Source organism: Streptomyces sp. S.PB5 (assembly GCF_030403745.1).
Classification (GTDB): Bacteria; Actinomycetota; Actinomycetes; order Streptomycetales; family Streptomycetaceae; genus Streptomyces.
In genome coordinates, this window is record NZ_JAQMWP010000002.1 from 292,857 (window position 1) to 318,863 (window position 26,007).

The 26,007-nt window shown below is 69.4% G+C and carries 17 protein-coding genes; 10 read left to right on the top strand and 7 right to left on the bottom strand.

The window, feature by feature from the left end:
• Positions 1–192: 192 nt before the first annotated feature.
• From PH203_RS06145 to PH203_RS06160, 4 genes are all read right to left on the bottom strand, one after another.
• A complete protein-coding gene (locus tag PH203_RS06145) occupies positions 193–1,467 on the bottom strand; it encodes a MoxR family ATPase (RefSeq protein ID WP_289917248.1) in 1,275 nt (424 codons plus the stop codon).
• Between the two features lie 158 nt (positions 1,468–1,625).
• Positions 1,626–3,131 (bottom strand): hypothetical protein, encoded by a 1,506-nt coding sequence (locus PH203_RS06150; protein ID WP_289917249.1) that lies wholly within the window; start codon positions 3,129–3,131, stop codon positions 1,626–1,628.
• A gap of 128 nt (positions 3,132–3,259) precedes the next feature.
• The gene (locus tag PH203_RS06155; RefSeq protein ID WP_289917251.1) at positions 3,260–5,218 is read right to left on the bottom strand and encodes an alpha-glucuronidase; all 1,959 of its coding nucleotides are present in this window, start codon (positions 5,216–5,218) and stop codon (positions 3,260–3,262) included.
• A gap of 20 nt (positions 5,219–5,238) precedes the next feature.
• On the bottom strand, positions 5,239–9,015 hold the full coding sequence (locus PH203_RS06160) for a GH92 family glycosyl hydrolase (RefSeq protein ID WP_289917253.1): 3,777 nt from the start codon (positions 9,013–9,015) through the stop codon (positions 5,239–5,241).
• 366 nt (positions 9,016–9,381) lie between these two features.
• On the opposite strand from PH203_RS06160, the gene ngcE reads away from it, so the two are divergent.
• The 9 genes from ngcE (at position 9,382) to PH203_RS06205 (ending at position 21,590) form a co-directional block, all read left to right on the top strand.
• Positions 9,382–10,824 (top strand): N-acetylglucosamine/diacetylchitobiose ABC transporter substrate-binding protein, encoded by a 1,443-nt coding sequence (ngcE, locus tag PH203_RS06165; RefSeq protein ID WP_289917255.1) that lies wholly within the window; start codon positions 9,382–9,384, stop codon positions 10,822–10,824.
• Between the two features lie 72 nt (positions 10,825–10,896).
• Positions 10,897–11,826, top strand: a complete 930-nt coding sequence (locus tag PH203_RS06170) for a sugar ABC transporter permease (RefSeq protein WP_289917257.1) — start codon at positions 10,897–10,899, stop codon at positions 11,824–11,826.
• Positions 11,827–11,843: 17 nt separating this feature from the next.
• The gene (locus PH203_RS06175; protein WP_289917259.1) at positions 11,844–12,779 is read left to right on the top strand and encodes a carbohydrate ABC transporter permease; all 936 of its coding nucleotides are present in this window, start codon (positions 11,844–11,846) and stop codon (positions 12,777–12,779) included.
• 194 nt (positions 12,780–12,973) lie between these two features.
• A complete protein-coding gene (locus PH203_RS06180; protein ID WP_289917260.1) occupies positions 12,974–14,173 on the top strand; it encodes an ROK family transcriptional regulator in 1,200 nt (399 codons plus the stop codon).
• 133 nt (positions 14,174–14,306) lie between these two features.
• Positions 14,307–15,392 carry a substrate-binding domain-containing protein gene (locus PH203_RS06185; protein ID WP_289918257.1) on the top strand — a complete coding sequence of 362 codons (1,086 nt, stop codon included), beginning with the start codon at positions 14,307–14,309 and terminating at the stop codon, positions 15,390–15,392.
• A gap of 244 nt (positions 15,393–15,636) precedes the next feature.
• Positions 15,637–16,428: an ATP-binding cassette domain-containing protein gene (locus PH203_RS06190; RefSeq protein ID WP_289917263.1), complete on the top strand. Its 792-nt coding sequence runs from the start codon at positions 15,637–15,639 to the stop codon at positions 16,426–16,428.
• A gap of 50 nt (positions 16,429–16,478) precedes the next feature.
• On the top strand, positions 16,479–17,765 hold the full coding sequence (locus PH203_RS06195) for a sugar ABC transporter permease (protein ID WP_289918259.1): 1,287 nt from the start codon (positions 16,479–16,481) through the stop codon (positions 17,763–17,765).
• Between the two features lie 202 nt (positions 17,766–17,967).
• Entirely contained in the window at positions 17,968–19,890 is a 1,923-nt protein-coding gene (dxs, locus tag PH203_RS06200; RefSeq protein ID WP_289917265.1) for a 1-deoxy-D-xylulose-5-phosphate synthase, read from the top strand.
• A gap of 176 nt (positions 19,891–20,066) precedes the next feature.
• A complete protein-coding gene (locus PH203_RS06205) occupies positions 20,067–21,590 on the top strand; it encodes an amino acid permease (protein WP_289917267.1) in 1,524 nt (507 codons plus the stop codon).
• A gap of 201 nt (positions 21,591–21,791) precedes the next feature.
• On the opposite strand, the gene PH203_RS06210 is transcribed toward PH203_RS06205, so the two are convergent.
• Positions 21,792–22,163, bottom strand: a complete 372-nt coding sequence (locus PH203_RS06210; RefSeq protein WP_289917269.1) for an NTP pyrophosphohydrolase — start codon at positions 22,161–22,163, stop codon at positions 21,792–21,794.
• Between the two features lie 159 nt (positions 22,164–22,322).
• Positions 22,323–23,198 (bottom strand): NAD(P)-dependent oxidoreductase, encoded by an 876-nt coding sequence (locus tag PH203_RS06215; RefSeq protein ID WP_289917270.1) that lies wholly within the window; start codon positions 23,196–23,198, stop codon positions 22,323–22,325.
• A 357-nt stretch (positions 23,199–23,555) separates the two neighbouring features.
• Here PH203_RS06215 and PH203_RS06220 point away from each other — a divergent pair, with 357 nt between their 5' ends.
• Entirely contained in the window at positions 23,556–24,575 is a 1,020-nt protein-coding gene (locus PH203_RS06220) for a hypothetical protein (RefSeq protein ID WP_289917273.1), read from the top strand.
• Between the two features lie 237 nt (positions 24,576–24,812).
• On the opposite strand, the gene PH203_RS06225 is transcribed toward PH203_RS06220, so the two are convergent.
• A complete protein-coding gene (locus PH203_RS06225; protein ID WP_289917276.1) occupies positions 24,813–25,910 on the bottom strand; it encodes an LCP family protein in 1,098 nt (365 codons plus the stop codon).
• Positions 25,911–26,007: the final 97 nt, after the last annotated feature.

Below are 26,007 nucleotides of genomic sequence, written 5' to 3' on the forward strand. Positions count from 1 at the left end.
GTGGGCCTGATGCCGCCTGCGCGTCCCCCTCCACCGGCGGCCCCGATGTCCCCCGCGTAGCCTTCTCCACCGCCGCGGCATGGGCAGCCGAGGCACGACCCGTTCCTCTGTCGGGTCCGGGCAGCGACTGGCTCCCCACTCCCTCCGCCAGCCCCGGCATCCGCGCGCCCCCGGCCCCCATGACCTCCCCCATCACCGGCCCACCCCCATCGCCCGTCCCGCCTTACCGGTCTCCGTCGCGCGGGTCACCGACTCGTCCGCTCGGTGGGACAGGCTGATCACCCCGCTGAGGCGTTCCACCGCCTCCGGTACCTCCCAGTCGTCGCGTCGGAGCGCGGCGAGGGTCGTGGCGGGGGCGACCAGCAGGTCGGGGGCGCCGGTCTCCAGGGCGCGGATCAGTACCGCCCAGCCCGCTTCCCACCGCTCCCGCTCCGGTCGGGCGCCGACGGCGGCGACGACGGCCTCCAGCGCGGCCTGCCGCAGATCGCCCCGTTCCGGGAGGTCGGCGGAGGCCGGGTCGGCGAGCAGGGTCTCCGGGTCCGGGAGGTCCATCCGGTCCAGGTGGGCGAGGAGTTCCAGCCCGGGGCCGTCACCGACCGCGCCCCGCACCAGCAGCGCCAGCACCTCCCGCGACACGCCGGCCGCCGTACCGAACGCGAGCAGCGTCAACGCGGCCTCCCAGCTCCGGGGCGAGGGCCAGGCGCCACCGCGCCGCACCTCGGTGCTCGGCAGCCGGTGGATGAGCGTCGGCCGGGCCTTGAGGAACCCGCAGACCGCGCGCCGGGCGTACGTCACGGCGTCCGTCAGCAACTCCCGGTCGAGGAAGGGGAGTTCGGCCCGCGGCCAGATCCCGCCGAGGCCCCGCACCACCACGTCCTGGTCGTGCACCCAGTACAGGTGCACGAACCGGTTGGCCAGCGGCGGGCTCAGCTCCCACCCGTCCGCCGCCGAAGCCCGTGGGTTCGCGGCGGCCACGATCCTTACCCCCGGCGGCAGTTGCAGCGCGCCGACCCTGCGCTCCAGCACCACCCGGAGCAGCGCGGCCTGCACGGCCGGAGTGGCGGTGGAGAGTTCGTCCAGGAACAGCAGCCCCCGTCCGGCCCGCACGAGTTCCACGGCCCACTGCGGCGGCGCCATCGGCACACCCCGCACCTCGGGGTCGTCGCCGACGATGGGCAGCCCGGAGAAGTCGGTCGGTTCATGAACACTGGCGATCACGGTTGTCAGCGGCAGGCCGAGGGAGTCGGCGAGCTGTGTCAGCGCGGCGGTCTTGCCGATGCCCGGCTCGCCCCAGAGCAGCACGGGCAGATCTGCCGCGACGGCCAGGGTGAGCGCTTCGAGCTGTTCGTCGGGGCGGGGTTCGGTGGTGGTCGTCCGAAGGAGTGTCAGGAGGGAGTCTGCGACGGCGAGTTGGGGGGCATCGCCGGTGGCGAAGGGGTCGACGGGCAGGAGCGTGCTGGAAGTCATGGGCATCACCTGGGTGGGATGAGGGGGACGGGAGGACCCGTCCCGGATGTCGTGGGACGCCGAGAGAGGCGCGGGAGTCGAGTGGTGGCAGCCGTCGATCATTGACCGGCGACCGGCGACCGGCGACCGGCGACCGGCGACCGGCGACCGGCGACCGGTCAGCGGGCCAGGCCCGTGCGCGGCCGGGTCCGGCCGTTGAGCTTCTGGCGGATCGTGTGAGGTGTACGGCGGTCGAGCCGCGGCCGGTGGCTCGTGCGCCCCTGGTCCGAGGCGTCCCCGCCTCCCGCCGCACCCGCGGCGGGGTGCACGGGCAGCAGCCCCGACCGGAACAGCCCGTGGTCGATACGGCGGACCGCGGCCGTCTCCAGCTCGTCCCGGAGCGGCCCGTCCCGCAGCACCGCGGCGGGGCCGAGCAGCCCCTCGACCACGGCCAGCGCCCCGGCGACATCACCATGGAGCAGCCGGTCGCGGACCGCCGGCAACGCCTCCGGGCTCCGGTGCACGGTGTCGATCGCCCGCAGACAGGGCAACGGCGGCCCACCGAGCGCCACCAGCAGCTCCTCGCGCCGCAGTTGGGCAGGGTCGTGATCGACGGCGGTCAGCACGCCGTTCCGCAGGGCGATCCGATGCACCTCGCCCCGGCACTCCACCCGGTGCGGATCACCGGACGAGCCGTCAGGCCCGGCGCCGGGCACGGAACCGGGTCCGGAACCGTGGACCGTGCTCACCCCACCGCCCGCCGGCAACGCGGCGGCGACGAGCGGATGCAGCCGCTCGACCGGGACCAGCCCGGCCCTCAACAGTTCCAGGTCCGGCAGCACCCGGGCCGCCGCCTCCGGCAGCACCGGCAGCGCCGCGACCTCCTGCGGCGGCAAGCCCTCCCGCAGCGCCCGGACCGTCGGCACATGACTGTCATCCGGAGCCACCAGCTCGAACACGGCAAGCTCACGCGCACCGAGCCGCACCGTGAACGCCCCCCGGGACCGCCCCTCGGCCCGCAGCAGCACCTCCGCCTCGGCGGCCCAACCATCCACTGCCCACGAGGAGTCGAGACCGACGGACCACCCGAGAACCGCACCGGGCGATGCCCCGCCGCTCCCGCCGCTCCCGTCGCCCCTGTCGGCCCCGCACCGCGCCGCCAGCTCCCCGCTGCGCCCCGCATCCCAGAGATGCCGATGCAGATCGAGCCGGAACCGCCGGTCAGGATAAGGATGCGGATGATGCCCGGACTCGTTCTCCCCGGACCCCTCCCACAAGGCCAGCGCCATCCGCTGCCCCGCATCGGCCCGCATCGGCGGCGTCCGCACCACCAGCCGCACCGGTGCGGCACCGGACCCCAGGTCGTAGCGGGCCAGCGAAACGGTGAGCCCGGGCCGCAGCCGCCCGTCGGGGGCGATCCGCGGCATGTGCCAGCGCAGCAGATCCGGCGCGAGCCGACGCAGATCCGCACGAAGCGACGCGGTCAATGAAGTGCCGTGGCGGCGGCGCACGGCGCGCAGATCGAGATCGACATCGACCCGGGCGGCAGCGCAGGCGCCGGCCCAGTCACCCACGGCACGTCGTGCGGCAGCGGTCTCGATCATGGACGGTGGCACGGCGTACGCACGTACGCGCTGCCACATCAACAGGCGGGACGGAATCTCGTTCGCGAAGTGAGCTGCCATCAGCACTCACCCTGAGCGAACGATTCCCCCAATCCGTACGAGGAGAAGTTCATCATCGGCGGCATCATAAGCACCACGATCGCGATCTGTCAGCCGAGATTCTCCAGCCGGGATTCATCAGCCGGGATTCAGTGGATGCGCCGCCCGCGCACGTCGCCCGCACCGGACTTCCGGAAGAAGTAGCTGTTGATCTGATCCCGCCACTCCCGTGCGCTGCGGACCTGCTCCTCGTACCGCTCCACCACCCGCACATACCGCTCCGCGTCGACGAGACCGGCCAGCGAGTCCCACACCGCACGGGCCTCCTCCACCTCCGCCACACCCTCGAAGTGCGTGTCGTAGATATGCTGGATCACCGTCTTCCCGCTCCGCAGCACATGCCGGTACGGCACATGGTGGAAGAACAGCAGCAGTTCGTCCGGGCAGGTCTCCGCGGACTCGTACACCTCGGCCCACCCCTTGCCGTACAGCCCCGCGAACCCGGTACCCGTGGCCCGGCTGCGGTCGACCCCGACCCCGTCCCGGTCGGCGAAGTGATACGTCCCCCAAGGGCTGTACTCGTACCCGTCCACGCTCGGCCCGTAATGGTGACCGGGCTGCACCATGAACCCGACCCCGAGCGGCGCGGTGTACTTCTCGTACGTCCGCCACGAGTCCTCCATCACCGCGCGCACCCCCGACGCGGCCTCCGCCCGGAAGGTGAGCCGGATCCACTCGTCGAGGATCTCCAGCGGATCGGCGTCCGGCCGCCAGGCCAGCCGCCCGAAGGTGTAGAGGTTGGCCTGGGCCAGCGGATGCCCGGTCCAGAAGGGATCGTCACCGGCATTGGACACGGCCACGAGCCCGCCACGCGCCAACTCCCCGACCCGCGGCCCCTCTTCAGGACCGGAGAGCCTGAACCGCAGCACCTCGCTCCACATCGGCCCCAGCCAGCACACATGCCGCTGCTGCCCGGTGTACTCCTGAGTGACCTGCAACTCCACCGCGAGCCGTGTGCCCGGCATCGCCCCGATCAGCGGCGAGACCGGCTCCCGCACCTGGAAGTCCATCGGACCGTGCTTGACCTGGAGCACCGCATTCGGCGCGAACTCCCCGTCCAGCGGCACGAAATGGTCGTACGCCGCCCGTGCCCGGTCCGTCGTCCGGTCCCGCCAGTCCTGCCGGTGGTCGTACACGAACGCCCGCCAGTGGACCGTGCCTCCGTGCGGCTCCAGCGCGGCGGCCAGCATGTTCGCCCCGTCGGCGTGCGAGCGACCGTACGCGAACGGCCCCGGCTGCCCCTCGGAGTCGGCCTTCACCACATACCCGCCGAAGTCCGGGATCGCCTCGTACACCCGGTCCGTCGTCTCGGCCCACCACACCCGCACCCCTTCGTCGAGCGGATCGGCGGTCTCCAGCCCGCCCAGCACCACCGGCGCCGCGAAGGTGACCGACAGATGGGTCCGGATGCCGTACGGCCTCAACGCCCCGGCGATCGCGGCGACTTCGCCGATCCGCTCGGTCAGCAGCCGCGCCTCCGTCTCGTGCACGTTGACGTTGTTCACGGCGACGGCGTTGATCCCGCACGCGGCGAGCAGCCGGCCGTACGCCATGACCCGTTCGAGGTCCCCGCGCGCCCGTCCGTCCTCCCAGAACAGCGACCCGCCCGCGTACCCCCGCTCCACCTGCCCCATGACCGGGTGCACGGCCACGTTGTCCCAGTGGTCCAGCATCCGCAGGGCCGACGCGGGCCGGTGCTCCTCGTGTCGGTCCGCACCCCGGAAGGCGGCCTCCCCGAGCCGGACGACCTGGAAGAGACCGTGGAGCAGCCCGTGCCCGCCGGACGCGGTGACGATCGTACGGCCGCCACCGCGTTCGAGGACGAACGCCTCGCCGCCATCGCCATCGCCGCCGGTCGCTTCCAGCACCAGGTCGGACGGCCCGGGGGAGTCGTCCCGTGAGACGCTCCCCCCGAACCGTGCGCAGGCCTCGGCCACTTCCGTGTGCACGGTGTCGACCAGGGGGCCCGAGCCGCGGACCAGCGTCCGCCGGGTGCCGATCGACCGGAACACCTCGTACGGCAGCCATGCCGGATCGACACCGTGCACCGGACCCCCAATTCGCCCGCTCAGGCGAGCAGTTCGACTTCGGACACCACGGCCTCGCCGTCCAGCACGAGGCGGTACCTCTCGTACGTACCCGGCGACCCCACCGTGAACGCGCGGGTCTGTCTGTCCCAGGCGAAGGACTGACCGGAGCGTTCGTCCAGGGTCCGCCACGAGGTTCCGTCGGACGACCCCTGGAGCTTCCAGCCCGTGGGTGCCTTCGCGCGGTCGGCGGGCGAGGTCAGCGTGTACTGCACCGCCTCCACCCCTTCAGACACCGGCAACTCGGCCTCGGACAGCGTGACTTCGGTAGCCGAGGTGTTGTCGAAGAGCCCTGCGGAGGGACCGCTTGCGGCCTTCAGTGCGTCCGTCCGGGGTGTCGGCACCTTGTCGTCCCGGGTGATCGACACGGGCGCCGAGTCCTTCCCCCACGACGAGGGCCGCGGGCCCATGTCGAAGGTCAGCGTGCCTCCCCTGGAGATCAGCGAGTGGGGGAGCGAAGTCGACGTCCAGGGAAGCCCGTTGACCCTCAGCCCCTGGACGTACACATTGCGGGCGCTGTTCCTCGGCGCCCTGACCACCAGTTCCCTCCCGTTCTCCAGATGCACGGTCGCCTTGGTGAACAAGGGGGAGCCGACGGCGTATTCACCGCTTCCCATCACCAGCGGATAGAAGCCGAGCGCGGAGAACAGGAACCACGCCGACTGCTCGCCGTTGTCCTCGTCCCCGTGGTAGCCCTGTCCGATCTCGCTGCCGGTGTACAGGCGCGACAGCACCTCGCGGACGTTCCGCTGGGTCTTCCACGGCTGCCCGGCCGCGTCGTACATGTAGTTCACATGGTGGGCCACCTGGTTGGAGTGCCCGTACATGCCCATCCGCACATCCCGGGCCTCCGTCATCTCATGGATGACCCCGGGGTAGGAGCCGACGAAGTCCGGCGAGGCCGTCTCCGGGGTGGCGAAGTACGTGTCGAGCTTCTCGGCCAGCCCGGCGCGCCCTCCGTACAGATTGGCCAGGCCCCGGCTGTCCTGCGGGGCGGTGAAGGCGTAACCCCAGCCGTTGGTCTCGGTGTAGTCGTGGCCCCACACCCGCGGGTCGTACTTCGAGGACTCCACACGCCAGTCACCGGCCAGGTTCCGCCCCTGGAAGAACCCGGCCTCGGTGTCGAACAACTGCACATAGTCCTGGGCCCGGTCGAGGAAGTACTGCGACTCCTCCCGGTACCGCTTCTCACCCGTCTTCTCGTACAGCGCCCGCCCCATCCGGGCGATGCCGTAGTCGTTGAGGTAGCCCTCCAGCGCCCACGACAGCCCCTCGTGCGTCTCGGTGCTCGTGTAGCCGAGGAAGGGGGACGTCTCCATCCCCTTCCGCCCGACTCCGGAGGACGGAGGCACGACCGTCGCGTTCTTCAGCGCCGCCTCGTACGCCGCCTCGGCGTCGAAGTCCACGCCCTTGACGTACGCGTCGGCGAAGGCCACGTCCGAGGAGGTGCCGGTCATCAGGTCGGCGTACCCGGGGGAGGACCAGCGCGAGGTCCAGCCGCCGTCCTTGTACTGCTGCACGAACCCGTCGACCATCTCGCCCGCCTGAGCGGGCGTCAGAAGCGAGTACGCCGGCCAGGTCGTCCGATAGGTGTCCCAGAAGCCGTTGTTGACGTACACCTTGCCGTCCACGATCTTCGCCCCGGTGTGCGTCGGAGTGTCCGGACCCGGCATCGGCGAGAACGGCGAGGCGTACCGGTACGTCGAACCCACCTTCTCGAAACCGGAGTTGGGGTAGAGATACAGCCGGTACAGGCTGGAGTACAGCGTGGTCAGCTGCTCCGGCGTCGCACCCTCGACCTCCACCTTGCCGAGCAGCCGGTCCCACTGCCGCTGCGCACGGTCCCGGACCGTCTCGAAACTCGTGCCGTCCGGGATCTCCTGCCGCAGATTGTCCTTCGCCTGGTCGACGCTGATGAGCGAGGTCGCGAGGCGCAGCGTGACGGTCCGGTCCTCGAACCGCAGATACCCCTTGACCCCGCTGGAGTCGCCCCCGGTCACCGGCTTGTCGAAGACCCCGTACACGAACAGCCGCGTGGCCCCCGCCGACAGCCCGGACTTCACGTCCGAGTACCCGGTGACGACGCCGTTCTCCTTGTCGAGCGTCAGCCCCGCCTGGTCGGTCACATTGTCGAAGAGGACGCTCGCCTCGTCCCCGGGGTAGGTGAAGCGCAGCGCCGCCGCGTGGTCGGTCGGCGCCATCTCCGCCTTCAGCCCGTTCTCGAACCGCACCCCGTAGTAGTACGGCCGCGCGGTCTCGTTCTCGTGCCGGAAGGCCAGCTCCCGGGCCTCACGCCCGGTGTCCGGCACCCCCGTGGCCACCGACGGCATCACCTGGAAGGTCTGCCGGTCACCCATCCAGGGGCTCGGCTCATGGCTCGCGCTGAACGCCTGGATCGTCGGCAGATTGTCGTCGTTGTTGTCCCGCGCGTAGTCGTACAGCCAGCTCAGCGACCCGGCGTTCGTCACCGGCGTCCAGAAGTTGAAGCCATGCGGCACGGCCGTCGCGGGGAAGTTGTTGCCGCGGGAGAAACCGCCGCTGGAGTTGGTGCCACGGGTCGTGAGCGCGTAGTCCGACAGATGCGCCTTGGGCCTCTCGGGCGCGACAGACTCGATCCGGACGTCGTCCAGCCACCCCCGGAACTTCGCGGGCCCCGTGGGGGAGTCGTAGGCCACCAGGATCCGGTCGACCGTCTTGCCCGACGCCACCGCCCCGATCCGCGAGCGCACGTCGTTCCACTGGTTGACGTACAGCACCTTCGCGGCCCCCTGCCCCTGCGGCGACAGCGCGAATCCGTGCTGGTCCTGAGCCCCGAGCCCGCTGAGATACGTACCGTCCGTGAAGGCCAGGTCCACCGCCACATGCGTGGCGTCGTAGTCCCGGTCCCCGTCCGCCATCGACGGGAAGACCCGGTAGGACAGCCGGGTGTCCCGGCCGACCCTCACATTCACGTCGTACACCTTGTTGTACGAGTACGCCCGCCCGTCCGCGGTGTGCCGCCCCGCGTACCGCAGCGCCCGCTTCCCCGTGAAGCCCGCCCGTGCCTTCGCGGTGGGGGAGCCGTTCGGGCCGCGGTCGACCAGGGAGAGCATGTCCGGCGGCACGGGGCCCTCGTCGGGGCCCGTGGAGAACTGCACGTCGGCGAGCTGGAGGATGCCCGAGGCGCCGTTGTTGGCGGTGATGTCGAGGCGGAAGTGCCGGTACTCGGCCGGGCCTGTGATGTCGTACGACTTCGTCCGGAACCGTTCGTCGAACGCCTCGCCGGAGCGGGTGTCGAGGGTCTTCCAGTCCTTGCCGTCGGTCGAGCCCTTCAGGGTCCAGTCCCTGGGGTCGCGCTCGGCGTAGTCGTTGGCCGAGACCAGCGCGTAGGTGGTGATGGCCATCGGTTTGCCGAAGTCGAACTCCAGCCAGCCGGTGGGTTCGAAGGTCAGCCATTTGGTGCCGGGCTCGCCGTCGACGACCCGTTCCTTCACCTCGCCGCCGCCGGTGTTCTCGGCGCTCGCGCGGACGTCGTCGACCTGGTCGGTGACATTGCCCGGGATGCCGGTGCGGTAGCCGCCGTCGACGCCGGAAGCGCGCTCGACGGTGTTCACCCAGTCCGGCGGTGGATCGCCGGTCTCGAAGGAGGAGGCGAAGGCGCGGTCGGCGCCGGGCGCCTCCGGGAGGGCGGCCGCGGCCCCCTGCGAACTCATTGCCAAAGCAAAGGCGGCCGTGAGAACGACCGCCGAACACCGTCTGTACCGAGCTCTGTGCCGCATACGCCAGCGCCCTCCTGCCATCGCAGACAACGTTGTCAACTTCGATGCGCAAGGATCAGTTGTGGCCCAAGTAGCCAGCGATGTCAAGGTGTTGGGTGTGGCATTCGAGCGCAATGGCGGGCATTTTTCCGTCAGACCTCGCGCGGCTCGCACATATTTCCGCGAGGTCTCAACTCGGAAAAGACCAATGGCCAACCTTGCATTCGATCTTGCTCCGTTGGCGGGAAGTGGACTATACCTGTCGGCGATTCACCGATCTGTTCCACCGCACGTCCGCACTTCCTGCACGACCCAGCGTGACCCGACCGCGGTGCCGGGGAGGATCCGGTTCACCGCCTGAGTCCTGGAGAAGGCGAGGACTTGAGCATGGGATCCACTTCCGCCGAGAACAATGAAGGCTCCGTCGGCCGCCGCGATCTGATCAAGCGTTCCGCTGCGCTCGGCCTGATCTCCGTCCCCACGATGAGCTTCCTGTCCGCCTGTGCCAGCGGTGGCGGGGACGACAGTTCCGACAACGACACCGAGGGCCAGACGTCCAAGTCGAACCCCTTCGGAGTGAAGAAGGGCAGCAAACTCGATGTCGTGATCTTCAAGGGCGGCTACGGCGACGACTACGCCAAGGCCTGGGAGGCGAGTTTCAAGTCGAAGTGGGGTGTCACCTCCACCCACACCGGCACCCAGGAGATCACCGGCAAGCTCCAGCCCCGCTTCAACGCGGGCAACCCGCCGGACATCGTGGACGACTCCGGCGCCCAGCAGATCCCGGTCGACGTGCTGTACAAGAACGGCCAGCTGCTCGACCTCGCCGAGGTCCTGGACGCCCCCTCGATCGACGACCCGGCCAAGAAGGTCCGCGACACCCTGATCCCGGGCACCCTCGACGCGGGTCTGCAGGGCGGCAAGGTCGTCGCGCTGAACTACATCTACACGGTGTGGGGCCTGTGGTACTCCGGCAAGCTCTTCAAGGACAAGGGCTGGACGGAGCCCAAGACCTGGGACGAGTTCCTCGCCATCTGCAAGGACGCCAAGTCCCAGGGCATCGGCGGCCTCGCCCACCAGGGCAAATACCCGTACTACATCAACGTCGCCATCATGGACCTGATCGCCAAGACGGGCGGTCTGGACGCCATGAAGGCGATCGACAACCTCGAACCCGACGCGTTCGTGGGGTCCGACGCCGCGGCGGCCGCCGTCGACGCGATCTACGAGGTCGTGGAGAAGGGCTACTTGATGCCCGGCACCAACGGCCTGACCCACACCGAGTCCCAGACCCGGTGGAACCAGTACAAGGCGGTCTTCATCACCAGCGGCTCTTGGCTGGAGAACGAACAGCTGAAGTCGACGCCGTCCGACTTCGACATGAAGTTCCTGCCGATGCCGCTGCTGCCCGACAGCAAGCTGCCCTTCGAGGCGATCCGGGCCGGCTCCGGCGAGCCCTTCATCATCCCCGCCAAGGCCAAGAACCTGCCCGCGGCCAAGGAGTTCATGCGGATGATGCTCTCCAAGGAGTGGTCGACGTCGTTCGCCAAGGAGGCGAACTCGCTGACCATCGTCAAGGACGGCGTCGACACGGGCGTCCAGCTGCGGCCGGGCACCCAGTCGACGGTCGAGGCGTCCAAGGCCGCCGGGGACGACACCTTCCGCTACCTGTACACCGAGTGGTACAGCGAAATGGGCACGGCTATCGAGAACGCGTCGAACGAACTGATGGCCAAGCGTATTCAGCCGAAGGAGTGGCTGAAGCGGGCACAGGCCGCGGTGGACAAGCAGGCGAAGGACCCGGAATCCAAGAAGAACCATCGGGACTAGACCGCACGGCGCCCCGCGCCCCGGAACCGGGGCGCGGGCGTACCACCGGGAGACCAGGGGCAGGAAACGCCAATGCGCAAAGGGCAGTACCGGTTCGTCGCGGGATTTCTGTTCGCTCCCGTGGCGCTCTATGTGATCTTCGTGATCTGGCCTTACATCCAGACGTTCGGCTATTCGCTGACCGACTGGAAGGGGCAGTCGCAGACCTTCAGTTTCGTCGGCCTCGACAACTACAAGGCGTTGTTCCAGGACGACATCTTCATGGGGGCGATCTGGCACAACATCCTGTTCCTGATCTTCATCCCCGTGATCACCATTCTGCTCGCCCTGTTCTTCGCCTTCATGCTGAACGTGGGCGGGCGGAGCCGGGCCGGCGGAGTCGCAGGGGTCGCCGGATCCAAGTACTACAAGATCATCTATTTCTTCCCGCAGGTGCTGTCATTGGCGATCATGGCGGTGCTGTTCGGGGCCGTCTACCGCAGTGACGGCGGTGGCCTGCTCAACGGGTTCCTCGTCAAGCTCGGCCTGGTCGACGCCGAGAACCCCGTCGAGTGGCTCAACGAGCCGAACATCGTGCTGTGGGCCCTGCTCGTGGTGGTCGTCTGGCACGGCGTCGGCTTCTACCTCGTGCTGTTCTCCGCCGCCATGACGTCCATCCCGAAGGACATCTACGAGGCCGCGCTCATCGACGGCGCCGGCCGCGCCCAGTCGTTCTTCCGCATCACCCTGCCCCTGCTGTGGGAGTCCGTGCAGACCGCCTGGGTCTATCTCGGCATCGTGGCGATGGACATGTTCATCCTGGTCTCCACCATGACCTCCGGCGACTACGGAGGCGGCCCCGACCACCACAGCGAGGTCATGGCGACCGTGATGATGCGCAACTTCCAGCTCTACGGGAAGAGCGGCTACGCCTGCGCCATGGGCGTGGTCATGCTCCTCCTCACCCTGTTCGTGTCCGTGTTCACGTTGCGTGCCACCCGCCGCGACCGAGTCGAGTTCTGAGCGGGAGAGATACGACGATGAGCGCACCCCTCAAGGAGACCGCAGCCTCGGGCGGCTCCGTCCCCACCCGGCCCTCCGTCGCCAAGACCCCCGCCCGCCCCGGTGACGAGCGCGGCGAGGGCGTCGTCCTGAACGTCTTCTCGCACGGCTTCCTCGCCCTGTGGGCCCTGCTGATCATCCTGCCCCTGCTCTGGCTGGTCCTGAGCTCCTTCAAGACCGACGCCCAGATCGGCGGTTCGGCCTTCGGCTGGCCGCAGAACTGGTCGCTGGACGTCTTCTCCCGGGCCTGGGACAAGGGCATCGGCGACTACTTCGTCAACACCGTCATCGTGCTGGTCTTCTCGGTGCCGCTGACGATGCTGTTCGGCTCGATGGCGGCGTACGTGCTGGCCCGCTACCAGTTCTGGGGCAACAGGTTCCTGTACTACTTCTTCGTGGCCGGCGCGATGTTCCCGGTGTTCCTGGCCCTGGTCCCGCTGTTCTTCATGGTCAAACGGCTGGACATGCTGAACACCTACCAGGGGCTGATCCTGGTGTACGTCGCCTACTCGATGCCGTTCACGGTCTTCTTCATGCACGCCTTCTTCCGGACCCTGCCGACCGCGGTCTTCGAGGCGGCGATCCTGGACGGCGCCTCGCACAGCCGCACCTTCTTCCAGGTGATGCTGCCGATGGCCAAGCCGGGCCTGCTCAGCGTCGGTATCTTCAACACCCTCGGCCAGTGGAACCAGTTCATCCTGCCGACGGTCCTCATGCAGCCGCAGAGCGGCGACGATCCCGAGCGCTATGTCCTCACCCAGGGGCTCATCCAGCTCCAGCAGCAACAGGGGTACGCCTCCGACCTGCCGGTGCTGTTCGCGGGCGTGACCATCGCCATGATCCCGATGCTGGTCGTGTACCTGTCCTTCCAGCGCCAGGTGCAGGCGGGGCTGACATCCGCCACTCTGAAATGAAGCGCGCGTAGCGCTCCGGAACCGGCCGTGCGCACGCCGTTCCCCGCCCTGGGAGCGGCGCACGCACGCGTGTACGGCGCCGCGGATACTGTTCAACCTCTTGACGGAAGGCGACCCGAACGGCTCAGCTTAGAGTTCACTAGTTGGACATAGACGGGGCCTCATCGATGCGGTCCCGCGCGCAGGAGGTCGTCGTGGAGACTCCGGGGTCGCAGTCGTCGCTGCACCGAGCCAACCTGGAACGGGTCGTCCGGGCGGTCCGGCTGGCCGGGTCGCTCACCCAGGCGGAGATCGCGAGGACCACCGGGCTGTCCGCCGCGACCGTCTCCAACATCGTCCGTGAGCTCAAGGACGGCGGAACCGTCGAGGTCACGCCCACCTCGGCCGGTGGCCGGCGGGCCCGCAGCGTCTCGCTCAGCGGGGACGCCGGCATCGTGATCGGCGTCGACTTCGGCCATACGCACCTGAGGGTCGCCGTCGGCAACCTCGCCCACCAGGTGCTGGCCGAGGAGTCCGAGCCGCTGGACGTGGACGCCTCCTCGGCACAGGGCTTCGACCGGGCGGAAGAGCTGGTCAGCCGCCTGATCGCGGGGACCGGGGTCGACCGCTCCAAGATCGCCGGAGTGGGTCTGGGCGTCCCCGGCCCGATCGACCTGGAGTCCGGTTCCCTGGGCTCCTCAGCGATCCTGCCGGGCTGGATCGGCACCAAGCCCGCCGAGGAGCTGGGCGCCCGTCTGGGCGTACCCGTGCACGTCGACAACGACGCCAACCTGGGCGCCCTCGGCGAGATGGTCTGGGGCAGCGGCAGAGGCGTCAGGGACCTGGCGTACATCAAGGTCGCCAGCGGAGTCGGCGCCGGTCTGGTCATCAACGGCAAGATCTACCGGGGCCCAGGTGGCACAGCGGGAGAAATCGGGCATATTACTCTTGATGAATCCGGCCCGGTCTGCCGTTGTGGAAACCGTGGCTGCCTGGAGACCTTCGCGGCCGCGCGCTATGTGCTTCCGCTCCTCCAGTCCAGTCACGGCACCGATCTGACGATGGAAGGCGTCGTGCGGCTGGCCAGGGACGGAGACCCTGGCTGCCGTCGGGTGATCGCCGACGTCGGCCGCCATATCGGCAGTGGAGTCGCCAATCTCTGCAATCTCCTGAACCCGAGCAGGGTGGTCCTCGGCGGTGATCTCGCGGAGGCCGGCGAGCTGGTACTGGGACCCATAAGGGAGTCTGTCAGCCGGTACGCCATTCCCAGCGCAGCACGTCAACTCACTGTTCTCCCAGGGGCACTTGGGGGCCGTGCGGAGGTGCTCGGAGCACTCGCTCTCGCGCTCAGCGAGATGGGTGATTCGACCCTTTTGGACGGCACGCTGCACGCAGCAGCTCCTGCCTTCACTTAGAGAACGAAACCCGCCGTTGCCAACCCGTTAAGTATTTACTTCTTGACGTCGCACGTACGGCCGAGTTGACTTCCAGCCACCTCGGCCGCAACGACGCGGCCTCGTCAGGGAGGTTTCTGAAGTGAACACGCTTATGCGTCGTGCGGCCGTGCCCGTTCTGGTCTCGGCTCTCGCTCTGACCGCCGCCGCCTGTGGCAAGGCCGGAGACGACGACAACGACAGCGGCAGCTCCGACTCGGGCAGCAAGTCGATCGGTCTGCTTCTGCCCGACAACGTCACCGAGCGGTACGAGAAGTTCGACAAGCCGTACTTCGAGGCCAAGGTGAAGGAGCTGTGCTCGGACTGCAAGGTCGAGTACGCGAACGCCGCCGCCGACGCCAACAAGCAGGCGCAGCAGGTCAGCACCATGGTCACCAAGGGCGTGAAGGTCATCGTGATCTCCGCCCAGGACTCCGCCGCCATCAAGTCCTCCATCCAGTCCGCGGTGGACAAGGGCGTCAAGGTCGTCGCGTACGACCGTCTGGCCCAGGGCCCGGTCTCCGCGTACGTCTCGTTCGACAACGTCAAGGTCGGCGAGCTCCAGGGCCAGGCCCTGCTGGACGCCCTCGGCTCCAAGGCGACCGCCAAGTCGAAGGTCGTCATGATCAACGGTGACGACGCCGACCCGAACGCCGCCCAGTTCAAGGAAGGCGCGCACAAGACCCTCGACGGCAAGGTCGACATCGCCTACGAGCAGTCCGGCCTGTGGAAGGACACCGTCGCCGCGGAGAAGATGTCCGCCGCCATCACCCAGCTGGGTGCCAAGAACATCGCCGGTGTCTACGCCGCCAACGACGGCATGGCCGGTGGTATCGCCAACACCCTCAAGGGCGCGGGCATCGGTGACATCCCGCTGACCGGCCAGGACGCGGAGCTCGCGGCCATCCAGCGCATCGTCGCCGGCACCCAGTCCGCCACGGTCTACAAGGCCTACAAGCCGGAGGCCGACACGGCCGCCGAGCTCGCGATCAGCCTGCTGGAGGGCAAGGACATCAAGTCCATCGCCGCCACCGAGGTGACCAGCGGCTCCGGCAACAAGGTGCCCGCGAGCCTGCTCACCCCGGTCTCCGTCACCGTCGACAACATCAAGGACACGGTGATCAAGGACAAGCTCTACACGGCCGACCAGATCTGCACCGCGGCGTACGCCGCCGCGTGCAAGAAGGCCGGTCTGCAGTAACCACCGCCCCGGGGGGCGTGCCTTGAACGGGCACGCCCTCCCGGCAGGTAGAAGCCCCTCCGGCGCCCGCCCCGCCTTCATACCCCGCTGCGGGGCGGGCGCCGGACGGAAGCATGGCGAACGCGCCCGTTGCCAAATGGCACGGGCTGCGCGCAAGTTCATCAGTAAATCGGTGCCTCCTTCGGCACCCCCTTCCGCGCATTACCCCAAGCGCGGCATCCCCGCCGGTCAGGCGGCGAAGGAGATGGTTCACGTGTCCGCTACGCCCGTGCTGGCGTTGCGCGGAGTCTCCAAGCGATTCGGTGCGGTCCAGGCCCTCACCGATGTCGATCTGGAGGTCCACGCCGGAGAAGTGGTCGCGCTCGTCGGCGACAACGGCGCAGGAAAGTCCACGCTGGTCAAGACGATCGCCGGCGTCCACCCCATCGATGAGGGCGTCATCGAGTGGGACGGCAAGCCGGTCAGCATCAACAGGCCGCACGACGCCCAGGGACTCGGCGTCGCGACGGTCTACCAGGACCTCGCGCTGTGCGACAACCTCGACGTCGTCGGCAATCTCTACCTCGGCCGCGAGATCGTCCGCCGTGGCGTCATCGACGAGGTGGCGATGGAGAAGAACGCTCGCGAACTGCTGAGCACGCTCTCCATCCGCATCCCGAGCGTGCGCATCCCGATCGCGAGCCTCTCCGGTGGCCAGCGCCAGGTCGTCGCCATCGCGCGTGCCCTGATCGGTGAGCCCAAGGTCGTCATCCTCGACGAGCCCACCGCCGCCCTCGGCGTCGAGCAGACCGCGCAGGTTCTGGACCTGGTCGAGCGGCTCCGCGAGCGCGACCTCGGCGTCATCCTCATCAGCCACAACATGGCCGACGTGAAGGCCGTGGCCGACACGGTCGCCGTGCTGCGCCTGGGGAAGAACAACGGCTCCTTCTCCGTGAAGGACACCACCCACGAAGAGATCATCGCCGCCATCACGGGCGCCACGGACAACGCCGTGACCCGTCGTGCGGGGCGTCGCAGCACGGAGGCGGCAAAGTGAGCGACACGTCGAAGACCGAGGACACCGGAAAGGCGGCGAAGACCGCCGGTGTGGTCGAGGACCAGACCACCGTCGCCCCCGCCGACGACCCCACGGCCGCACCGGTCGCCGTCGTCGACCCGCGGCTGCTGCTCCGCGAGGAGGGCTTCAAGGGCTACTGGACCGAGTTCAAGCGCAAGACCAAGGGCGGCGAGCTCGGCTCACTGCCGGTCGTCATCGGGCTCATCGTCATCTGGACGATCTTCCAGCTGAAGAACGACCTGTTCCTCAGCGCGGACAACCTCTCCGACATCGGCTACTACATGTCGGCCTACGGCATGCTCTCCATCGGCCTGGTGTTCGTCCTGCTGCTCGGTGAGATCGACCTTTCCGTCGGTTCCGTCAGCGGCCTGGCGTCCACCTTGTTCGCCGTGTTCGTGGTGGACCACACCATGAACCCGTGGTTGGCGCTGTTCCTGACGGTGCTCACCGGTGCCGCGATCGGCGCGCTGCACGGCTGGTTCTTCGCGAAGATCGGCGTACCGGCGTTCGTCGTCACCCTCGCCGGCCTCCTCGGCTGGAACGGCCTGATGCTGTGGCTGCTGGGCTCCAGCGGCACCATCAACATCCCCTCGGACTCCGGTCCGGTGAACGTGCTGGCCAAGAGCTCCTACTTCATGGACCAGGCCATCATCGGTGCCTACCTGCTGGCCGGCCTCGCCGTGGTGCTCAGCCTCGTCGGCAACTTCGGTGAGCAGCGCCGCCGCAAGGCCGCGGGCGTCCCGTTCCGGCCGACCAGCGAGATCCTGCTGCGCGTCGGTCTGCTGGCCGTCGTGTCCTTCGTGGCCGCAGCCGTGCTGAACAGCGCCGCGGGCGTCTCCAACGCGCTGGTGATCTTCCTGGCCGCGCTCGTGATCATCGACTTCGTGCTGCGTCGCACGACCTACGGACGTCAGGTCTTCGCGGTCGGCGGCGGCATCGAGGCCGCCCGGCGTGCCGGTATCAGCGTGCCGATGGTCCGGATCACCGTGTTCGCCATCTCCGGCGGTTTCGCCGCGGTCGGCGGTATGTTCTTCGCCGGCCAGACCGCGTCGGCGACGCTGAGCGCCGGCACCGGCAACGTCCTGATGCTCGCGATCGCCGCGGCCGTCATCGGCGGCACGAGCCTCTTCGGCGGGCGGGGCACCGTGTGGTCGGCCCTCCTGGGCATGCTCGTGATCCAGTCGATCACGACGGGCCTGAACCTGCTGAACATGAACACCTCGATCCAGTACATGATCACCGGTGGTGTTCTGCTGGGCGCCGTGGTCATCGACTCGGTCTCCCGCAGGAGCCAGAAGGCCGCCGGACGCGGCTAGCACAATCCGGATCTGGCCCGGCGCTGTTCAGCGCCGGGCCATTTTCATGTCGTACGACCCGTGGATCTTACGAATGGTGGATCTTGGGTACAGCCGATCGCGTGACCTATCACGCACCGCCCGGGTCTCTTCCGCAAAGACGGAACATTAGACTCGACAAGCCCGGCAACAGCTCGAACAGCTCTACTGCAAGGAGGCACGGGTGCCGCTGCTGACCCGCATCAGGGGACCGCGCGATCTGGACCGGCTCAGCCTGGAGCAGCTGGACCAGCTGGCAGAGGAGATCCGGACCTTCCTCGTCGACGCCGTCTCCAAGACCGGCGGCCACCTCGGCCCGAACCTCGGCGTGGTCGAGCTCACCATCGCCCTGCACCGTGTCTTCGACTCGCCGAAGGACAAGGTGCTCTGGGACACCGGCCACCAGTCCTACGTCCACAAGCTGCTCACCGGCCGCCAGGACTTCTCCAAGCTGAAGATGAAGGGCGGCCTCTCGGGCTACCCCTCGCAGGCCGAGTCCGAGCACGACGTCATCGAGAACAGCCACGCCTCCACCGTCCTCGGCTGGGCCGACGGCCTCGCGAAGGCCAACCAGATCCAGAAACGCGACGACCACGTCGTCGCCGTGATCGGTGACGGCGCCCTCACCGGCGGCATGGCCTGGGAGGCGTTGAACAACATCGCCGACGCCAAGGACCGCCCGCTCGTCATCGTCGTCAACGACAACGAGCGCTCCTACGCGCCCACCATCGGCGGCCTCGCCAACCACCTCGCGACCCTGCGCACCACCGACGGCTACGAGCGCTTCCTGGCCCGCGGCAAGGACCTCCTGGAGCGCACCCCGGTCGTCGGCAAGCCCCTCTACGAGACCCTCCACGGCGCCAAGAAGGGCCTCAAGGACTTCATCGCGCCGCAGGGCATGTTCGAGGACCTCGGCCTCAAGTACGTCGGCCCCATCGACGGCCACGACATCGAGGCCATGGAGTCCGCGCTGGCCCGTGCCAAGCGCTTCGGCGGCCCGGTCATCGTCCACGTCCTCACCGAGAAGGGCCGCGGCTACCAGCCCGCCCTCCAGGACGAGGCCGACCGCTTCCACGGCATCGGCCCCATCCACCCCGACACCGGTCTGCCGATCAAGGCCTCCGGCGCCGACTGGACCTCCGTCTTCGGCGACGAGATGGTCCAGCTCGGCAAGGAGCGGGGGGACATCGTGGCCATCACGGCGGCCATGCTCCAGCCGGTCGGCCTGAAGAAGTTCGCGGACACCTTCCCGGACCGCATCTACGACGTCGGTATCGCCGAGCAGCACGGCGCGGTGTCGGCGGCGGGCCTGGCGACCGGCGGGCTGCACCCCGTCTTCGCCGTCTACGCCACCTTCCTCAACCGCGCCTTCGACCAGGTCCTGATGGACGTCGCCCTGCACAAGTGCGGCGTCACGTTCGTCCTGGACCGCGCCGGCGTCACCGGCACCGACGGCGCCTCCCACAACGGCATGTGGGACATGTCGATCCTCCAGGTCGTCCCGGGCCTCAGGCTCGCCGCCCCGCGCGACGCCGACCAGGTCCGCGCCCAGCTCCGCGAGGCCGTACAGGTCGACGACGCGCCGACGGTCGTACGGTTCTCGAAGGGCGCCGTGGGCCCCGCCGTACCCGCCGTGGGACGCGTCGGGGGCATGGACGTACTGCGCGAGCCCGGCACGGACACCCCGGACGTGCTCCTGGTCTCCGTAGGTGCCCTCGCCCCCATGTGCCTGGAGATCGCCGCGCTTCTCGACAAGCAGGGCATCTCCACCACCGTCGTCGACCCGCGCTGGGTCAAGCCGGTGGACGAGGCCATGGCCCCGCTCGCCGAGCGCCACCGCGTCGTCGTCACCGTCGAGGACAACTCCCGTGTCGGAGGCGTCGGTTCGGCGATCGCCCAGGCGCTGCGCGACGCCGGTGTCGACGTACCGCTGCGCGACTTCGGCATCCCGCCGCGCTTCCTCGACCACGCCTCGCGCGCCGAGGTCATGGCGGAGATCGGGCTGACCGCGCCGGACATCGCCCGCCAGGTCACCGGACTGGTCTCGAAGCTGGACGGCAAGTACGGCAGCGCGGCGGCGGCGGAGCCGGAGCCCGCACGCGACTGACACGCCTGAATGGGCCGGTAGTACCACCGCGAAGGGTGGTACTACCGGCCCATTTGCGTGAACCCCCACGCGCCGGGGCATACGCTCCCCCAGCTCTCGGCTTCGCTCGACCCGGGGGGACCCCCATCGCCCCCTCTCGATCATGTCGAGGACGACACAGCGTGGGAGGTACGCCCGTGAGCAGCACACTCTTCCGGACGAAGAGAGTCGAGCAGTCCATCCTCGATACCGAGGAACCAGAGCACGCGCTGAAGAAGTCCCTGTCCGCCCTGGACCTGACGGTCTTCGGCGTCGGTGTCATCATCGGCACCGGCATCTTCGTCCTGACCGGCACGGTGGCCAAGAACAACGCCGGTCCCGCCGTCGCCCTGGCCTTCGTCGTGGCCGGCGTCGTCTGCGCGCTCGCCGCGCTCTGCTACGCCGAGTTCGCCTCCACGGTCCCGGTGGCCGGCTCGGCGTACACGTTCTCGTACGCCTCCCTGGGTGAACTCCCCGCCTGGATCATCGGCTGGGACCTGGTCCTGGAGTTCGCGCTCGGCACGGCGGTGGTCGCCGTCGGCTGGTCCGGCTACATCGCCTCGCTGCTCGACAACGCGGGCTGGCACCTTCCGGAGGCGCTCAGCGGCCGCGACGGCGCCGACGGCTTCGGCTTCGACATCCTCGCGGCGGCGCTCGTCCTGGTGCTGACCGGCATCCTGGTCCTCGGCACCAAGCTCTCCGCGCGCGTGACCTCCCTCGTGGTCGCCATCAAGGTCACGGTCGTCCTGACCGTGATCATCGCGGGCGCGTTCTTCATCAAGGGCGACAACTACGACCCGTTCATCCCGAAGTCGCAGGCCGTCGAGGCGGGCGGGAGTCTCCAAGCCCCGCTGATCCAGCTGATGTTCGGCTGGGCGCCGGCCAACTTCGGTGTGATGGGCATCTTCACGGCCGCGTCCGTGGTCTTCTTCGCCTTCATCGGCTTCGACGTGGTGGCCACGGCCGCGGAGGAGACGAAGAACCCGCAACGGGACATGCCACGCGGCATCCTCGGCTCGTTGGTCATCTGCACGCTCCTGTACGTGGCGGTGTCGATCGTGGTGACCGGCATGCAGAAGTACACCGACCTGTCGATCACCGCACCACTGGCGGACGCCTTGAAGGCCACCGGGCACCCGTGGTTCGCGGGCTTCATCAGCTTCGGCGCGGCGGTGGGGTTGACGACGGTCTGCATGATTCTGTTGCTCGGCCAGACCCGGGTGTTCTTCGCGATGAGCCGCGACGGCCTCCTGCCCCGCTTCTTCTCCCACGTCCACCCGCGCTTCAAGACCCCCCACCGCCCGACCATCCTGCTCGGCGTGGTCATCGCGATCGTCGCCGGCTTCACGCCGCTCAGCGAACTCGCCGAACTGGTCAACATCGGCACGCTGTTCGCGTTCGTGGTGGTCGCGATCGGCGTCATCATCCTCCGCCGCACCCGCCCGGACCTGCACCGCGCCTTCCGCACCCCGTGGGTCCCGTTCCTGCCGATCCTGTCGGTGCTGGCATCGCTGTGGCTGATGCTGAACCTTCCGGCGGAGACATGGCTGCGGTTCGCGATCTGGATGGCGCTCGGATTCGTCGTGTACTTCCTGTACGGGCGGTCGCACAGCCGGCTCGGGCGGGAGACGGAGACGACGGTGGGGCAGATGCCGAAGCCGCCGAACGGCGGGGCGGAGTAGGCCGCCCAAGTCGTCTGCCTTGGCCCCTGCCCCTGCCCCTGCCTCGGCCCCGATCGATGCGCTTCGTCGCCTTGAGCGGGGCCGAGGCACGTACGGGTCAGGCGGCCGGCCGCACCAGGTCTGACCGCTCCCTCGGGCGGCCCCTGCCTCCGTGCGGCAGGAAGGGGAGGACGGTACCGGACACCACCAGCGCCCGGGCAGCTACCCGCGCACACTCCGAGGCCCCGCCACCTCCGCACCCAACTCCCCTACGCGCCGCCGGAGTTCCCGATCCGCCGTGACGACCAGGACATCACGCCCCGCCGCCTCGGCCACCAGCTCCACCATCCGGTCGTCCCCGCTCCCGGCAGCCGCCTCCACCCGCACGCCGGCCACGGACTCCACACCCCGGGCGGCCCCCTCGACCACCAGGACGATCTCCACGGGTCCGGCACGCCCCGGCACCCCGTCCACCGCCAGCCGGTCCCGCAACCGCTCCGCGGCTCCCCGCCGGTCCCGCCACCAGCCATCGGGAACGGAACCGACGACGTTGGCGGCATCGACGATGACGAGGAGCGGGGCTTCGGCGTTCATGGGGTCAGGGTGCCAGGTTCTGTGGGGGAGGTGGGGGCGGGTGTTGAGGTGGGGTGATCGGTGTGTGCCGGGTTCTGTGGGGTAGTTGGGTGCGGGCGCGACGCAGGGTTCCGTGAGCGCCGGGTTCCTTGTGTACGTACGCGTCGGCGTCGGCGTCGCTCACCGTCCCTCGTCGAAGCTCGCGTAATACGCCGCCGCCATGTCCTCCTCCCCATGCCCCAACTCCGCCGCCCGCTCCAGCCGAGCCGCACTCGCCGCCGCCACATCCAGCCGGACCCCGTTCTCCGCACCGGCGCTCACGATGAGCCGGGCGTCCTTCGCGGCCGTGGAGACCGCGAACTGGGCCGGGGTGAGCCGCCCGTCCAGCACCAGCCCGGCCTTGGCCCGCAGATAGCCCATGTCCAGCGGGCCGCCCGCGATCAGCGAGAAGAAGTCCCGCGGGTCCACGCCGAGCGCCTCGGACAGCGCCAGCACCTCGCCGGTCGCCGCGGTCGCGGCCAGCACCCAGCTGTTGGCGACCAGCTTCAGCCGGGTCGCGCTGCCCGCCTCGCCGGTCCACACCGTGCGGGCGCCGACCGCGTCGAAGACGGGGGTCACGGAGTGCCGGTGGGCTTCGGGTCCGCCCGCCAGCACGGTCAGTTGACCGGCCTCGGCGGGCTGCCGGGTGCCGAGGACGGGAGCGTCGTAGAAGACCAGGCCGTGCGCCGCGGCGAAGGCGGCCAGCTCGCCGAGCCCCTCGATGCCGGCCGTCGTCGACTGCACCCACACCACCCCCGGGCGCAGCGCGGGCAACGCCTCCTCCATCGTGGCCAGGGCGGCCGGACCGTCGTACAGCATGGTCAGGACGACATCGGCGCCCTCCACCGCCTCGGCGGGGGAGTCGGTCACGCGGATACCGGCGTCGGCGAGTGGCTCGGCCTTGGCACGCGTACGGTTCCAGGCACGGACGGCGAGCCCGGCTCCGGCGAGGTTACGGGCCATGGCGGCGCCCATGATGCCGGTGCCCAGGACGGTGACGGTGAGCTTGTCGGTCATGACGTCCACGGTAGGCCCGCGGGCCGGGGCCCGGGGGGGGCGGGTGTGTCGCGAGAGGGGTCGGGCAGTGGTCCATGGGCCGGACGCGGGTGGTCAGCCATGTCGCAGCCCAGGCCGCATGCTGGTTCGCGGGCCGACGCCGGGGATCAGGTATGTCGCGAGCCAGGTCGCACAGCGGTCCAGCCGCCGGGCCCAGGGACCAGGTATGTCGCGAACCACGTCGCACAGAGGTCCAAGCCCCGGACCCGGGAAGTCAGCCACATCGCGGCCCGAGCCGCACAGTGCCCCCGGGTGTGGCCCACGCCCCACCCGGGGGTGACCAGGCACGCCTCGAACCGGCCCGCATAGAGTGAACCGGTGAACGGCGACTGGCTCATCCGCGGCCGTGACGGCCGGCTCAGTGTCTATCTGCCGTCCGGTGAGGCCGTACTGTGCCGAGCCGAACTGGGGCCCGGCGGTTCCTGGGAGACGGCCCCGCGCAAGGTGGGCGGCGACCAACGGCTCCGCCCCGGCCTCGCGATCGGCCAGGGCACCGACGGCTACGCCCATCTGGTCTCCTGGCGGCCCACCAAACCCGGCGAGTCCGGGCTGGTCCACTCCACCCACTTCCGCCCGCGCCTCGCCGCCCTCGACTGGACCCCGATCGGCCACCCGAACCGGACCGGCGACCGCACCGGCACCCCCGCCGTCGCGGTCGACGCCCAGGGGCGGGCCCATGTCTTCGTACGCAACAGGGACGGCGGGGTGAGCATGGTCGCCCAGAAGGAGAAGGGCGGCTGGGACCCGTGGCGGGACCTCAAGGGGCATGACGTACAAGAGGACCTGGCGGCGGTCACGGCCGAGGCCGGGCAAGTCGAGCTCTACGCGGCCCACCCCGGCGGCATTCTGTACTGGCGCCAGGAGAAGCCGGGCGCACAGCCCGTGCTGACGGAGGAGATCGAGACCGACGTCCGCCCGGGCACCCTCGGCGCGCTCGCCACGTCTCCGGACCGCACCACCCTCTTCTACACCGACGGTTCCGGCGACCTCTGCACCTGGCGCCCCGGCGCCAAACCCGTCCCCCTCCTCGCCTCGGCCGGCCCCGGCCCGGTCTCCGCCGTCCGCTGCGAACTCGACGGCCACGACTGCACGTTGCTCGCGCAGCGCTCCGCCGGAGGCCGGGTCGCGTTCGCCGCCTATCCGACGGAGCAGGAGTCGGCGGGGGCGTGGTGGACGGAGTCGGGGCCCGAACTGCCCGGGGACGCCGGGGTGTCGCTGGCGACGGACGAGAGCGGTGCCGTCGTGGCGGCGACGCTGTCCCCGTCGGGCGGGCAGCTGCTGCTGACCCGCAGGAAGGACGAGCCGGGGCTGGCGCTGGAGGCCTGGCGGGAGATGTGAGGACCGGTGCCGGGATTCCTGGCACCGGTCGGTTTCCCCATGGGGCCGACCGCTGTCACACCATCCGCAGGATCCACTGCCGGCCGCCCGTGCCGACGGTGACAGGCGCCCCGAGCCCGGCGTCCGTGCCCGCGTGGAGCAGCAGCGCGCTCGGCTCCGTGTGCGCAGGGACAGGGCGAAGCGCCAGTGATCTCGGCGGAGTGACGGGGCGCCGGCCCCGTCACCGTCATACCGTCGTCAGGACCTTCCGCCGTTGGCCGGGGACTTCTTCGCCGACTCCGGGATCTGCGCGTCCGTGCGGATGGCCTTCCACAACTGGCCGGCCTGCGGCTGGGCGGCGACGACGCGGTTGGGGTCCTGGGTGTCGTACTTCACCGGCAGCATGATCGTCTCCATCGTCGACGGATCGATGCCGTTCATGCTGCGGCCGAAGTCGGCGAGTTCGGTGAGGGAGTCGAGGCCCGAGTCGGTCGTGAGGGACTCGGTGAGGGATTCGGCGATCTTGTACGTCTTGGTGGGGCTGCCGAACAGGTCCTGCTTCTTGATCTCGCTCAACAGGGCGATCATGAACTGCTGCTGGAGACCGATGCGGCCGAGGTCGCTGCCGTCGCCGTAGCCGTACCGCGTGCGGACGAACTTGAGCGACTGCTCACCGTCGAGTTCATGCGTGCCCGCGCTCAGGTTCAGCGGCTCGATCGGCTCGTCGAGGGTGACGCTGACCCCGCCGATCGCGTCGACCAGCCCCTTGAACCCCGCGAAGTCGACCTCCATGAGGTGGTCCATCCGCACCCCGGACATCTTCTCGACCGTCTTGACCACACAGGCCGGGCCGGCGAGCGAGTAGACCGAGTTGAACATCACGCGCTTGGCCGACGGGAGCGTGGAGCCGTCCCGCGTGGTGCACTCGGGCCGCGTGATCAGGGTGTCGCGCGGGATGCTCACGGCGACGGCCTTCTCGCGGCCCTCGGGGATGTGGATCACGAGCGCGGTGTCGGAGCGCGCACCGGAGATCTTGCTGCCCCCGTCCAGGTCCGAGTTCGCGCCGGAGCGGGAGTCGGAACCCAGCACCAGGAGGTTCTGCCCGGAGGTGGGCAGCTTCTCCGGGCGGTCGTCGCCGATCGCCTCGTCGAGGTCGACGCCCTTGATGTTGCCGTTGAGGTCGTTGTAGAGCCAGTAGGCGGTACCGGCCGCCGCGAGGACCAGGACGGTCAGGGTGAGCAGGATCCAACGGCCCACTCGGCGCTTGCCGGTGCGCTGACGCTTGCGGCCTCGTCCGCCGCGGCGCCGGGAGGGCGCGTCGGAATCGCTGCGCTGGGGCGTCGAGACATGGCTCATCCTGGTCCGAATCCTCGCTGGTCGTGCCCGAAGGGCGAAGCTTGACGCGTCGGGACTCGGGTGGGGAGGCCGGTCCGTGTGCTGCCGAACAATCCCG